Below are 11995 nucleotides of genomic sequence, written 5' to 3' on the forward strand. Positions count from 1 at the left end.
GTAAGGGTGCCGCGCGGCTCGAATGGCGCGGGAGGGGCGGATCCCGGCGGGCGGCGCGGAGGGCAGGACGGCGCCTCCGGCTCACGGGGGAACAAGCCGGAGACGCCGTGTCTGTGGTTGCGGATTCAACTGATTTCCGCGACAGGCAGAACTTAAATCCTGATGATGTCGCAGGTCAAGAGCGGTTCATGCGGTTCACTCAGGGTGCTCCCGACGATCCGCCCGGTGACCCCGTCGACCCGCGCCGCGGCATGCGGACGGCTCGGGTCCGCCGCGAAGTGCGCGTCCTCCGCACGCGACCAACCGGCCCAGAACTCGGCCAGTTCCGGACCGTCCCGCAGCTGCCCGCGGGCCCGGGCGGCGGCCCGTTCCAGCTCCATCCACAGCAGCGCCGCCAGGTGCGGGCGCACCGCCCGCCGGCCCGCGCCCACCCCCTCCAGCAGCACCACCGGCGCCACCGGCACCGCCCGCTCGGCGGTGAAGGCCCGCGCCGTCCAGTCGTACACCGGGTGCCGGCCGGCCTCCCCGCGGGCCAGCGGCTCCAGCACGCCCGCGCGCAGCCGCTCCGTCCAGCCGAACGGCTCCCGGTGGGTGGCCAGGTCGTCCAGGTGCACCACCGGGGCGCCGCCGAGCGCGGCGGCCAGCCGGCCGGCGAACGTGGTCTTGCCGGAGCCCGCGTGCCCGTCCACCGCCACCAGCCGCACCGGCCCCAGCGAGGGCGGCAGTGCGAGCAGGCCCGCGGCCAGCGCGGGCAGGTCGGGGAGGGCGGCGTCCATCCGGCCAGGGTACGCGGCCGGTCGTGCCCGGTCGGCGGGCGTTCCGGAGGGCACCGCGGGCGGCGCCCCGCCGGACGTCGGACCGCCCGGGGCGGTCCGGTTCCTCGGTCGGGCCCGGATCAGGCCGTGGTCGGGCCGGGTTCAGGCCGCGCGGCGGTCGCGCTGCGCGGGCACGAAGACCCGCACCGGGCGGTGCGCCCCGGCGTGCGAGAACGGCTGGGTGCGCCAGTCCAGCGGGGTCGGCAGCGCCACCAGGTTGGACTGGCCGTCCTGCTCCGGCTGCTCCTCGCACTCCGGCAGGTCGGCGGTCGGCGCGCCGGTGCCCCGGCAGATCGCGGGCTGGAAGGGGTTCCACGCGGAGGTCAGCACCGCGTGCTGGGGCAGGCGCTCCTCGTCCCCGATCAACGCGATCGGGCGGTCGCACTCCGGGCAGTGCACCCGGACGATCTCCCAGGTGTCGGCCGCGCCCGGGTCCGTCCCGAAGGACGCCTCGGGCGCGCCGGGTTCGTCCTCGACGTCGGAACGCAGGTCGGTGGAAGGCATGGTGATCCCCCTCGGATCGGGCCGGAACCTCTCGTCGTCCGGGCCACCAGCAGCACTTCCCAGTGACGGGACGTCATAACCCTGCGCTGCGGCGCACGGTGATGCATTCCCTGTGTTCCTCGCCACATTCCGTTGGCATGTGCCCCCCGGATGCGCCCCCCGCGAGCTGTCTGCACAGCCCACCCCCGATCGAGTAGGTTGACGCCTTGTGGAGGAACTCGACCAGCGCATCGTCCAGCTGCTGCTCCAGGACGGACGGATGAGCTACACCGACCTGGGCAAGGCCACCGGCCTGTCCACCTCGGCCGTGCACCAGCGGGTGCGCCGCCTCGAACAGCGCGGCGTCGTCCGCGGCTACACCGCCATCGTCGACCCCGAGGCGGTCAACCTGGCGCTCACCGCGTTCATCTCGGTCAAGCCCTTCGACCCCAGCGCCCCCGACGACACCCCGGAACGGCTCGTCGGCCTGCCCGAGATCGAGGCCTGCCACAGCGTCGCCGGCGACGAGAACTACATCCTCAAGGTCCGCGTCCCCGGCCCGGGCGACCTCGAGGACCTGCTGGCCCGGATCCGCACCGCCGCCGGCGTCTCCACCCGCACCACTGTCGTCCTCTCCACCCCCTACGAGGCGCGCCCCCCGAAGCTCTGACCCCGGTGTCCGCAGTGCGAGACTGGACGCCATGACCGAACGCACCGACCGGACCGTGCTGCTGCGCGGCGGCAACGTCTACAGCCCCGCCGACCCCTTCGCCACCGCCATGCTGGTCGAGGGCCAACACGTCGCCTGGGTCGGCAGCGACGGAGCCGCCGAGGCGTACGCCGACACCGTCGACGAGATCGTCGAACTGGACGGCGCCCTGGTCACCCCCGCCTTCGTCGACGCCCACGTGCACGCCACCTCCACCGGTCTCGCCCTCACCGGCCTCGACCTCACCGACTGCGGCTCGCTCGCCGAAGCCCTGGACCGCACCGCCGCGTTCGGCGCCTCCTTCGCCGGCGGCGCCCTGATCGGCCACGGCTGGGACGAGACCCGCTGGCCCGAGCGCCGCGCCCCCTCGCTCGCCGAACTCGACGCCGCCGCCGGGGACGTCCCGCTCTACCTCTCCCGCACCGACGTCCACTCCGGCCTCGCCACCAGCGCGCTGCGCGCCCTGGTCCCCGGCCTCGACGCGCTCCCCGGCCACGACGCCACCGGCCCGCTCACCCGCGACGCCCACCACGCCGTCCGGCAGGCCGCCCTCGCCCACCTCACCCCCGTCCAGCGCCGCGACGCCCAGTGCGCCACCCTGCGCCGGGCCGCCGCCCTCGGCATCGGCACCCTGCACGAGTGCGCCGGCCCGCAGATCTCCTCCGCCGAGGACCTCGCCGCGCTGCTCGCCCTCGCCGCCGAGACCGACGGCCCCGAGGTGTACGGCTACTGGGGCGAACTCGGCCCCGAGGGCATCGAGACCGCCAAGCGCCTCGGCGCGGTCGGCGCCGGCGGCGACCTCTTCGTCGACGGCGCGCTCGGCTCGCACACCGCCTGCCTGCACGACCCCTACACCGACGCCGACCACACCGGCACCGCCTACCTGGGCGCCGCCGAGATCGCCGACCACGTCACCGCCTGCACCGAGGCGGGCCTGCAGGCCGGCTTCCACGCCATCGGCGACGCCGCGATCGGCGCCGTCGTGGAGGGCGTCCGGGCCGCCGCCGACAAGCTCGGCCTCGACCGGGTCAGGGCGATGCGCCACCGCGTCGAACACGCCGAGGCCCTCACCCCCGAGACCCTCGCCGCGTTCGCCGAACTCGGCCTCACCGCCTCGGTCCAGCCCGCCTTCGACGCCGCCTGGGGCGGCCCCGACGGCATGTACGCGGCCCGCCTCGGCGCCGACCGCGCCGCCGCCCTCAACCCGTTCGCCGCGATGCTGCGCGCCGGCCTCCCGCTGGCCTTCGGCTCCGACGCCCCCGTCACCCCGCTCGACCCCTGGGGCACCGTCCGGGCCGCCGCCTTCCACCGCACCCCCGAGCACCGGATCTCGGTCCGCGCCGCCTTCACCGCCCACACCCGCGGCGGCCACCGGGCGCTGGGCCACGACGCCGACGGCATCCTCGTCCCCGGCGCGATCGCCTCCTACGCCGTCTGGGACACCACCGACCTCGTCGTCCAGGCCCCCGACACCCGGATCGCCGGCTGGTCCACCGACCCCCGCTCCGGCACCCCCGGCCTCCCCGACCTCACCCCCGGCCACCCCCTCCCGCTGTGCCTGCGCACCGTGGTCCGCGGCCGCACCGTCCACCGGCGCGACGCGGGGGCTCAGGAGGCCGGTGCGGCCAGGTAGTCGCCGTGCTCCAGGTCCTCCAGCAGGGTCGGCCCGGCGGGGGCCCAGTCGAGCAGCCGCCGGGTGCGGGAGCTGGAGGCCGGCCCGTCGAAGGCGTAGGCGGTGGCCATGAACGGGCTGACGAAGTGGGTGGCGGCCTCCTCGGGGGTCAGTGAGCGGGTGGGCAGGCCCAGGCCCCGGGCGATGGCCCGCGCGACGCTCCGCAGCGGGACGCCGCTCTCGGCGACCCCGTGCAGGACGCTGCCCGCGGGCGCCCGTTCGACCGCGAGCCGGAACAGCACCGCCGCGTCGCGCCGGTGCACGGCGGGCCACCGGTTGGCGCCGTCCCCGACGTAGGCCGAGACGCCGCTCTGCCGGGCGGTGGCGACGAGCATGGGGACGAAGCCGTGGTCCCGGGGGCCGTGGACGGTGGGGGCGAGGCGGACCACGCTCGCGCGCACCCCCCGGGCGGCGAGGTCCAGGCAGGCCCGCTCGCCCGCGATCCGGAAGGCGGCGATCCCGGCCGGGTCGGGCGCGTCCTGCTCGGTGGCCTCCCGGCCCGCGGGCAGCACGAGGGTGCCCGAGGTGACGACGAGCGGCTTCCCGGAGCCCTCCAGCGGCCGGCCCAGCGCCTCGATCGCGCTCCGGTCGCGCCGCGCCATGTCCGCGAGGTCGGAGAAGTCGCCGCCGTAGGCCATGTGCAGGACGCCGTCGGCGGCTCCGGCGCCGCGGCGCAGGCTGTCGAGGTCGTCCAGCGAGCCGCGGTGCGGCACGGCGCCCAGCGCCTCCAGCCGGGCGGCGGCCGCGTCCGAGCGGGCCAGGGCGGTGACGGTGTGGCCGGCCGCGAGGAGTTCGGCGACGACCGCGGGCCCGGTCTGGCCGGAACCGCCGGTGACGAAGACGTGCATGGAGCATCCTCCCGTTTAATGTCAGTGACTGGCGCTACGTGGCGCCGTCGCCGAGCCTAGGTAGCGTCAGTCACTGGCGTCAAGAAGCGCCAGTGACTGACGTGTGCGCTATCCTCCCGACATGCCACGGAGCGGAGCAGAAGCGCGCGGCCGCCTCCAGCAGGCGGCCCTGGAGCTGTACCGGGAACGCGGGTTCGACCGGACCACGACGGCCGAGATCGCCGCCCGCGCCGGCGTCAACGAACGCACCTTCTTCCGGCACTTCCCGGACAAGCGCGAGGTGCTCTTCGACGGCGAGGCCGACCTGCGCGCCGCGCTGGTCCGGGCGGTGGCCGAGGCGCCCGCCGGCCTGCGGCCGCTCGAGACGCTGCTGCGCGCCTTCCGGGAGGCCGAACCGATCCTGGAGCGCAACCGCCCGTTCGCCGAACCGCGCCTGCAGGTCATCGCCGCCACCCCGGCGCTCCGCGAACGCGACCTGGCCAAGGCCGCGGCGCTGGGCGAGGCGCTGGCCGAGGCCCTGCGGCAGCGGGGCGTCCCCGGCCGGCTGGCCGAACTGGCCGCCGCGACCGGCTGGGCCGCCTTCCACCGGGCGGTCCAGGACTGGATCGACGACCCCTCGCCGGGCCTGGAGGCCCACCTCCGCCGGGTCTTCGCCGACCTGCGCGCCCTCTCCGCGCACGACGCCCCCGCACCGGCCCGGCCCGGCGCCTGAACCCCGCGCTCGAACCGGCCGCCGCCGTCCGGCCGGCCGCCGCACCCTGGCGCGAGGACCTGCCGCTCCGGGTCGCCCGCGCCCCGGAACGGGCCCTGCCCCGGGCCGGGCGCCGCCCGCCGGTCGGCCGCTGACGGACCGTCGGCCGCGCGGGGCGGCCGGGGGAGTGAGGTACCTTTCCTGGGACGTCGAACGAGGTGGAACGCACGTGCGCCCCCTCCCCGGCGGAGACGATCCCGAGGTAGAGAGGTGGTGCGCCCAGGTGGCACTGCCCGTTTCGCAGGAGCAGCCGGTGGCCGAGGAGGACGCGGAGCCGCCGGCGCCCGTGCGGGGCAGCCGCAAGGCGTGGTGGGCCCGGACGGGGCTGGCCGCGCTGTCCGGCCTGGCCCTGGCGTTCGCGTTCCCGCCGTTCGACGTGTGGCCGCTGTCGATCCTCGCGGTGGCCGCCCTGGCGGTGCTGACCCGCGGGCAGCGGGCCCGGCACGGCGCCTGGCTGGGCTTCGCGTTCGGCGTGCCGTTCTTCGTGGTGCTGCTGTCCTGGCTGCGCCCGGTCGGCTGGGACGCCACGGTGGGCCTGTCGCTGATCGAGGCCCTGTTCCTGGCCCTGATGGGCGCGGGCACGGCGCTGACCTCGAAGCTGCGCGGCTGGCCGCTGTGGGGCGCGGTGCTCTGGGTCACCCAGGAGTGGATGCGCGACCGGCTGCCGTTCGGCGGCTTCCCGTGGGGCCGGCTGGCGTTCGCCAACACCGCGAGCCCGTTCACGCCGCTGGCCGCGCTGGGCGGCGCCCCGCTGGTGACCTTCGCGGTCGCCGCCAGCGGCACCCTGCTGGCCTGGGCGGCGCTGAGTGCGGCCCGGGCCCGGCGCACCGACACCGACCTGCCGTGGCGCACCGCGGTCGGCGCGGTGGGCGCCGTCGCGCTGGTGCTGGTCGGCTACGCGGTGCCGGTGCCGACCTCGGCGGACGACACGGTGAAGGTCGCGCTCGTCCAGGGCAACGTGGACCGGCCCGGCATGGACTTCCTGGGCCGCCCGATGGAGGTGCTGGACAACCACGCCACCGCCACCGAGAAGCTCGCCGCCTCGGTCGCCGCGGGCACCACCGCCAAGCCGGACGTGGTGATCTGGCCGGAGAACGCCTCCGACCTGGACCCGTTCACCGACCCGGCGGCGTTCGCCCGGATCGACGCCGCGGTCAAGGCGGTCGGCGTGCCGACCCTGGTCGGCGCGCTGGTCGACGGCCCCGACGAGCAGCACGTGCAGAACGAGGGCATCGTCTGGGACCCGTCCACCGGTCCCGGCGCCTCCTACACCAAGCAGCACCCGGTGCCGTTCGGCGAGTACGTGCCGTTCCGCACCGAGCTGTCCAAGGTGATCAGCCGCCTGCAGCGGGTCGCCCGGGACTTCTACCCCGGCGACCACAACGGCGTGATGCAGCTGGGCCCGGCCCGGATCGGCGACGTGATCTGCTTCGAGGTGGCGTACGACGAGATCGTCCGGGACACCGTCAACCAGGGCGGCCGGGTGATCGTCGTGCAGACCAACAACGCCACCTACAACAACACCGGGCAGACCGAGCAGCAGCTGGCGATGTCCCGGCTGCGGGCGGTCGAGCACGGGCGGGCGGTGCTGATCGCGGCGACCAGCGGCGTCTCCGCGGTGATCGCCCCGGACGGCACGGTGCAGCAGCGCACCGGCGAGATGGAGCAGGCCGTGCTGAACGCGGTGGTGCCGCTGCGCGACGGCAGGACCGTCGCCGACCGGGTCGGCGCGGTGCCGGAGTGGACGCTGGCCCTGGGCGGCGTGCTGGCCTGCGCGTTCGCGGTGGCCGGCGGGGTGCGCCGGCGGAAGGCGCGGCGCACCGCCTGAGCGGGCGCGGACCGACGGCCCCGGAGCCGCTGCCGAGGAACACGGCGGGCTCCGGGGCCGTTGTGCTGGATGGTGCCGTGGACGCGGCCGGAGAAGCCGGCTGCCGCGGAGAGCACCGCGATGGAGTGGATCCGTACCGTGTCCCAGCAAGCAACCCCGGCCCGCCCGGCCCGCCGAGGCCGGCTCGCCCGAACCGTGCCGCTGCTGATCGTGGCCTGGCTGGTGCTGGAGATCTGGCTGGTCACGGTGGTGGCCGGCTGGGTCGGCTGGTTCCTGACGCTGCTGCTGCTGGTCGCCGGGGTGTTCCTCGGCGGGGCGGTGATCAAGCGCGCCGGGGCGCGGGCGTTCCGGGCCGCGGTCGAGCTGTCCAAGGACCCGCAGTCCGCGCAGCCGCAGACCGGCACCTCGATGACGGTGCTGGCGGGCATCCTGCTGATGGTCCCCGGCTTCCTGTCCGACCTGCTGGCGGTGACGTTCCTGCTGCCGCCGACCCGCGCGGTGTGGCGGGCCGTCGGCCGCCGGATCGCCGGCTCGGCACTGCGCTCCACCTCCCCGGTCGGCGCGGACCGGTTCGCCGACGCGGTGCGGCTGCAGGAGCAGCTGCGGATCCACCGCCCCGACGGCAAGGTCGTCCAGGGCGAGGTCGTCGACCCGCCGGCCGGCCCGCGCGGCCCGTCCGGTCCGTCCGGCCCGGACACCGGGTACCGCCCGCCGATCACCCCCTGACGGACCGTCCGGCGCTCTCCGCCACCGGGCCGCTGTCGGGAACGCAGACGCTGTCGGGAACGCCGAAGGGCCCCGGGGAACCGGGGCCCTTCGGCAGTGGTGCAGGTCGTACGGTGGTGCGGCGGAAGTCCGTCCGTCAGGCGGACTTGCGCGAGTCGCGCGGGTGGATCGCCAGGTTCATCCCGCCGGAGCGCAGGACGGCCAGGCGCTCGGCCAGGACCTCCTCCAACTCCTCACGGGTCCGGCGCTCCATCAGCATGTCCCAGTGCGTGCGGGTGGGCTTGGTCTTCTTCTCCTCCGGCTCCTCGCCGTCGAGGAGCGCGGCCTCCTGACCGCAGAAGCGGCATTCCCACACCGAGGGGATCTCGGCCTCGACCGAGAACGGGACCTCGAATCGGTGTCCGTTCTGACATGCGTACTCGACGGTCTGGCGGGGTGCCAGGTCAATACCGCGGTCGGTCTCGTAGCTGGTCGCCCCGAGTCGCGTGCCGCGGAGAGCTCGCTCGCTCATGAATCGTGCCTCCCGGGCTTCTTGCCCACAGGACTAGTGGTCGCTGTCTTCGTCGCTGGGTCCAACGCTCGACCTCCGACGAAGATTCCCGTCCGGGACATACGTCGCCTGTCGTGCCGCCCCTGTTTGTACCCATGGTCGCCCGTTTTGTCACATCTGAGCGGTGTTATCACCCGGCGTGTCACATTTTGTGCACTTATGGTCCGGCGAAGTCCGTCGGGGCGACCGGTCCTCCCGACGGACGTTCTTACCAGACCGGGCGGGGCCGGCCCGGGCCGGCCTCCCCGGCCAGCTCCCCGGCCAACTCCCCGGCCGGTTCCCCGATCGGCTCCTTGGACAGGTTCGCCGGAGCCGGTGCGGCGGCCGGCGCGGCCGCCTCGGTGCGGGTGTCGCGGTGCGGGAGCAGCGCGACCACGGCGTCCCGCAGCGGGGCCGGGGCGTCCTCGTCCAGCGGGTCGACGGTGACCGGGACCTGGAGCCGGACCGGGGCCGCGGTGCCGATCCGGGCGTAGCCGCGCCCGGGCGGGGTGTGGGCGGCGGGCGCGATGTCCAGCGGGCCGCCGAGCGCGGCCGCGCCGGAGTCGGCGGTGACCGGGCCGAGCACCACCCGGGTGCGGGTGCAGGTGCGGACGGTCGCCGAGACCCGGTCCCGGGCGTCCAGCGCGTCCACGAACACCACCGTCACCCGGGCCGCCCGGCCGTGCCGCAGCGGCACCTCCAGCAGTTCCTGCGGGTCGGTGCGGCCCTCGGCGTGGGCGAGTTCGGACAGTTCGGTGAGGCGGTCGAGCAGGATCCACAGCGGCCGGGTGACGTCGGCGGGCGCGGCCAGCCCGTGGTGCCGGGCGGCGTTCAGCGCGACCAGCCGGCGCTCGGTCTCCTGCGCGCACCACTCCAGCGCGGCGAGCGCCCCGTGCAGGCTGGTCTCCACGGTGTGCACGCCCGGACGGTTCACCAGGCAGGCGTGCTCACCGGTGCTCGCCCCGTCCACCACCACCAGGTCGCCGTGCGGCAGTGCCTGCAGCGCGATCGAGCGCAGCAGCGTCGAGGTGCCGTGGCCGGGCGCGCCCAGCGCCAGCAGGTGCGGCTCGGCCGAACGCGGCCCGACCCGCCAGATCACCGGCGGCTGCTGCTCGGTGACGCCGCCCTGCTCGACCGGGATGGTGCGGTGGCTGCCCGCGCCGTCGGTGAAGCCCAGCACGATCTCGCCCGGCGCGGTGACGAAGCGCTGCGCGGCGATGTCGGCGGGCAGCGGGGACAGCGCCGTCACCCGCAGCCGGTTGGACTCCTCGTCCCAGTCGAAGCGGTACTCCCGCGAGCGCCCCGCCTTGCCCTGCACCACCTGCTCGATCCGGGCCCGGGCGGCCGGCTCGGTGTCGGTGAAGTACGCCGGGTAGGCGATCTCCAGCGCGGTCGGCCGCCCGTCCGGGTCGAACGCCCACTCGCTGAACGCCGACTTCCACTCGCCGTCCACCCGGTACAGCGCCCCCGGGTCGTCGTAGCCGCCGAAGTACGGGGTGAGCGCCGCGTACAGGGCGGGCAGCTTGACGTCGGCGGCGTCCGGCTCGGGCGCCGCCGGGGCCTTGGGGCTGCGGCCGACCCAGGCGGCGGAGGCGACCAGGGCGACGATCGCCAGCAGCGGGCCGTGCGGCAGCAGGAAGACGCCGAGCACCACGGCCGCGCCGACCAGCAGCGTCGGGCCGCGCCGCTCCTTCGGGGTGGCCGCCCAGCGGGCCTTGGCCCAGTCGGCGTGGCGGCGCAGGCCGCGGCCGATCAGGGCCAGCGGCGCGAACACGTCGGCGGCGTGGTCGCCGGCGCTGCGGGCGAGGTCGCGGCCCCGGGTGAAGTGGCGGGTGAGGGACATGCGGGCTCCGGAGGGCGGGGAGGGCGGGGAGGGCGGGGAGGGCGGGGAGGCGAGGGCCGGCGGCGGGGACGGGGCCGGCCGGGCGGGGGAGGGGCCGGGAGCTGACGGGGGATCAGCTCCCGGCTGGCAGAAGGCCCGGGGCGGTGGGATGTCCGCGCCCGGGCCGTGAGGAGCAGGGACCGCTCAGAACTTCAGACCGCCGATCAGGCTGGCCAGGCTCGCGCCGCCCGCCTGGATGCTCGGGGCGATCGAGGAGCCCGCGACGTAGAAGCCGAACAGTGCGCACACCAGGGCGTGCGAGATCTTCAGCCCGTCCCGGCGGAAGAAGAGGAAGGCGATCACGCCGAACAGGACGATGCCGGAGATGGAGAGAATCACGGGATTGCTCCTCACGAGGGGCGGGGACAAGGTGACAGAAAGTGCCTCAATGGTGACAAAAAGTAATAGATGATGGGGTGCGGCAAACGGGTGGATCTCACCCGGGCACCCGGATCGGCGGTATACGTCCCGCGGTTCGGCGGCGCACAGGGCCAGTGGATCGCACCGGCGCACTCAGGCGTCCCCGTGCGGGGCGCAGCCGCGCCCCCCGCACCCGGAATTCGCCCGAACGGCCGTGCCGCACCACGTCGTACCGGCCCGCGGGGGCGTCCGCTAGCGTTCGCGGTGGCACGACCAGGACGAACCGCGGCCCCCGGGCCGCGCACCCGGAAGGCGGAACACCCCTCATGACCGACCCCACCGCGCGGGCCGACGGCGCCCCGCAGCCCGACGAGGACGTCATCGCCCTGGCCGGCCGGCTCTTCGACGCCGCCCGCACCGGGGACGCCGCGCTGCTCGCCGCCTACCTCGACGCCGGCACCCCCGCCAACCTCACCAACGACCGCGGCGACACCCTGCTGATGCTCGCCGCCTACCACGGCCACGCCGCCGCCGTCACCGCCCTGCTCGAGCGCGGCGCCGAGGCCGACCGGGCCAACGACCGCGGCCAGACCCCGCTGGCCGGCGCCGTCTTCAAGGGCGCCACCGAGGTCGTCGACGCCCTGCTCGCGCACGGCGCCGACCCGCGCGCCGGGGCGCCCTCCGCGCTGGACGCGGCCCGGATGTTCGGCAAGGACGAGCTGGTCGCCCGCCTCGCCCGCGCCTGAGCACCCCCTCCCGCCCCCGGGCCCGCCCCCTCCCCTGAACACCGCAGGCCGGGGGCGGGCCCGTACCCTTGGGCGCCATGGAGATCCGCACCACCGGCTTCGGACACCCCGACGCCCAGCAGCTCGCCGCCGAGGTCCAGCAGGAGTACGTCCGCAGGTACGGCGACGGCGACCAGACCGCCATGCACACCGACCACTTCGACCCGCCCGCCGGGCTGTTCGTGATCGGCTACCAGGACGGCCGGCCGGTGGCCTGCGGCGGATGGCGGGCCAAGGAGCGCGACGAGGACGGGCTGCGCGACGGCGACGCCGAACTCAAGCGGATGTACGTCGTCCCCGACGCCCGCGGCCGCGGCCACGCCCGCGCCGTGCTGCGCCACCTCGAGGCCGCCGCCCTCGCCGCCGGGCGCACCCGGCTGGTGCTGGAGACCGGCACCCTGCAGCCCGAGGCGATCGCGCTCTACGGCTCCGAGGGCTACGCCGAGATCCGCAAGTTCGGCTACTACAAGGACCACGAGCAGAGCGTCTGCATGGGCAAGGAGCTCGCCGCCGTTCCCGCGGCGCAGCCCCGCTGACGTGCGGCGGCTGTAACTTTCTTGACCGCAGGGCCAGTTGGGGCGGCCGCGGACCCGGAGCACCGGGCCGC

The 11995-nt window shown here is 75.7% G+C and carries 13 protein-coding genes; 7 read left to right on the plus strand and 6 right to left on the minus strand.

Going from position 1 to position 11995, the window contains the following annotated elements; translation table 11 throughout:
- Positions 1–152 precede the first annotated feature (152 nt).
- Positions 153–776 (minus strand): uridine kinase family protein, encoded by a 624-nt coding sequence (locus tag EDD39_RS19630; protein ID WP_123557783.1) that lies wholly within the window; start codon positions 774–776, stop codon positions 153–155.
- A 141-nt stretch (positions 777–917) separates the two neighbouring features.
- Positions 918–1319, minus strand: a complete 402-nt coding sequence (locus EDD39_RS19635) for a hypothetical protein (protein WP_244256811.1) — start codon at positions 1317–1319, stop codon at positions 918–920.
- A 208-nt stretch (positions 1320–1527) separates the two neighbouring features.
- Between EDD39_RS19635 and EDD39_RS19640 the strand changes: the two genes are divergently transcribed.
- Positions 1528–1968 carry an Lrp/AsnC family transcriptional regulator gene (locus tag EDD39_RS19640; protein ID WP_030461417.1) on the plus strand — a complete coding sequence of 147 codons (441 nt, stop codon included), beginning with the start codon at positions 1528–1530 and terminating at the stop codon, positions 1966–1968.
- Between the two features lie 31 nt (positions 1969–1999).
- Positions 2000–3640 (plus strand): amidohydrolase, encoded by a 1641-nt coding sequence (locus tag EDD39_RS19645; RefSeq protein ID WP_123557785.1) that lies wholly within the window; start codon positions 2000–2002, stop codon positions 3638–3640.
- On the opposite strand, the gene EDD39_RS19650 is transcribed toward EDD39_RS19645, so the two are convergent.
- Complete coding sequence (locus tag EDD39_RS19650) at positions 3616–4527, minus strand: SDR family oxidoreductase (RefSeq protein ID WP_123557787.1); 912 nt, start codon at positions 4525–4527, stop codon at positions 3616–3618. The genes EDD39_RS19645 and EDD39_RS19650 overlap by 25 nt on opposite strands.
- A 121-nt stretch (positions 4528–4648) precedes the next feature.
- On the opposite strand from EDD39_RS19650, the gene EDD39_RS19655 reads away from it, so the two are divergent.
- The 3 genes from EDD39_RS19655 to fxsA all read left to right on the plus strand — a co-directional run bounded on the left by EDD39_RS19655 (position 4649) and on the right by fxsA (position 7832).
- A complete protein-coding gene (locus tag EDD39_RS19655; protein ID WP_123557789.1) occupies positions 4649–5239 on the plus strand; it encodes a TetR/AcrR family transcriptional regulator in 591 nt (196 codons plus the stop codon).
- 262 nt (positions 5240–5501) lie between these two features.
- Positions 5502–7106 (plus strand): apolipoprotein N-acyltransferase, encoded by a 1605-nt coding sequence (lnt, locus tag EDD39_RS19660; RefSeq protein WP_425269705.1) that lies wholly within the window; start codon positions 5502–5504, stop codon positions 7104–7106.
- 138 nt (positions 7107–7244) lie between these two features.
- Positions 7245–7832: an FxsA family membrane protein gene (gene fxsA, locus EDD39_RS19665; protein WP_244256812.1), complete on the plus strand. Its 588-nt coding sequence runs from the start codon at positions 7245–7247 to the stop codon at positions 7830–7832.
- Positions 7833–7968: 136 nt separating this feature from the next.
- Here the strand turns inward: fxsA and EDD39_RS19670 are convergent, their stop codons facing one another.
- From EDD39_RS19670 to EDD39_RS19680, 3 genes are all read right to left on the minus strand, one after another.
- A complete protein-coding gene (locus EDD39_RS19670) occupies positions 7969–8343 on the minus strand; it encodes an RNA polymerase-binding protein RbpA (protein ID WP_030461424.1) in 375 nt (124 codons plus the stop codon).
- 247 nt (positions 8344–8590) lie between these two features.
- On the minus strand, positions 8591–10204 hold the full coding sequence (locus tag EDD39_RS19675; protein WP_208765536.1) for an FtsK/SpoIIIE domain-containing protein: 1614 nt from the start codon (positions 10202–10204) through the stop codon (positions 8591–8593).
- 183 nt (positions 10205–10387) lie between these two features.
- Positions 10388–10582: a hypothetical protein gene (locus EDD39_RS19680; RefSeq protein ID WP_014134294.1), complete on the minus strand. Its 195-nt coding sequence runs from the start codon at positions 10580–10582 to the stop codon at positions 10388–10390.
- A gap of 347 nt (positions 10583–10929) precedes the next feature.
- Between EDD39_RS19680 and EDD39_RS19685 the strand changes: the two genes are divergently transcribed.
- Positions 10930–11349 carry an ankyrin repeat domain-containing protein gene (locus EDD39_RS19685; RefSeq protein ID WP_123557791.1) on the plus strand — a complete coding sequence of 140 codons (420 nt, stop codon included), beginning with the start codon at positions 10930–10932 and terminating at the stop codon, positions 11347–11349.
- 77 nt (positions 11350–11426) lie between these two features.
- Entirely contained in the window at positions 11427–11924 is a 498-nt protein-coding gene (locus EDD39_RS19690) for a GNAT family N-acetyltransferase (protein WP_030461427.1), read from the plus strand.
- Positions 11925–11995: the final 71 nt, after the last annotated feature.

Origin of the sequence: Kitasatospora cineracea, assembly GCF_003751605.1 — a bacterium.
GTDB lineage: Bacteria > Actinomycetota > Actinomycetes > Streptomycetales > Streptomycetaceae > Kitasatospora > Kitasatospora cineracea.

Coding starts and splice junctions, on each gene's coding strand:
- EDD39_RS19685 (WP_123557791.1), top strand. CDS start 10,930: ATGACCGACCCCACCGCGCGGGCCGACGGCGCCCCGCAGCCCGACGAG.
- EDD39_RS19655 (WP_123557789.1), top strand. CDS start 4,649: ATGCCACGGAGCGGAGCAGAAGCGCGCGGCCGCCTCCAGCAGGCGGCC.
- EDD39_RS19635 (WP_244256811.1), bottom strand. CDS start 1,319: ATGCCTTCCACCGACCTGCGTTCCGACGTCGAGGACGAACCCGGCGCG.
- EDD39_RS19690 (WP_030461427.1), top strand. CDS start 11,427: ATGGAGATCCGCACCACCGGCTTCGGACACCCCGACGCCCAGCAGCTC.
- EDD39_RS19650 (WP_123557787.1), bottom strand. CDS start 4,527: ATGCACGTCTTCGTCACCGGCGGTTCCGGCCAGACCGGGCCCGCGGTC.
- EDD39_RS19670 (WP_030461424.1), bottom strand. CDS start 8,343: ATGAGCGAGCGAGCTCTCCGCGGCACGCGACTCGGGGCGACCAGCTAC.
- EDD39_RS19645 (WP_123557785.1), top strand. CDS start 2,000: ATGACCGAACGCACCGACCGGACCGTGCTGCTGCGCGGCGGCAACGTC.
- EDD39_RS19630 (WP_123557783.1), bottom strand. CDS start 776: ATGGACGCCGCCCTCCCCGACCTGCCCGCGCTGGCCGCGGGCCTGCTC.
- EDD39_RS19675 (WP_208765536.1), bottom strand. CDS start 10,204: ATGTCCCTCACCCGCCACTTCACCCGGGGCCGCGACCTCGCCCGCAGC.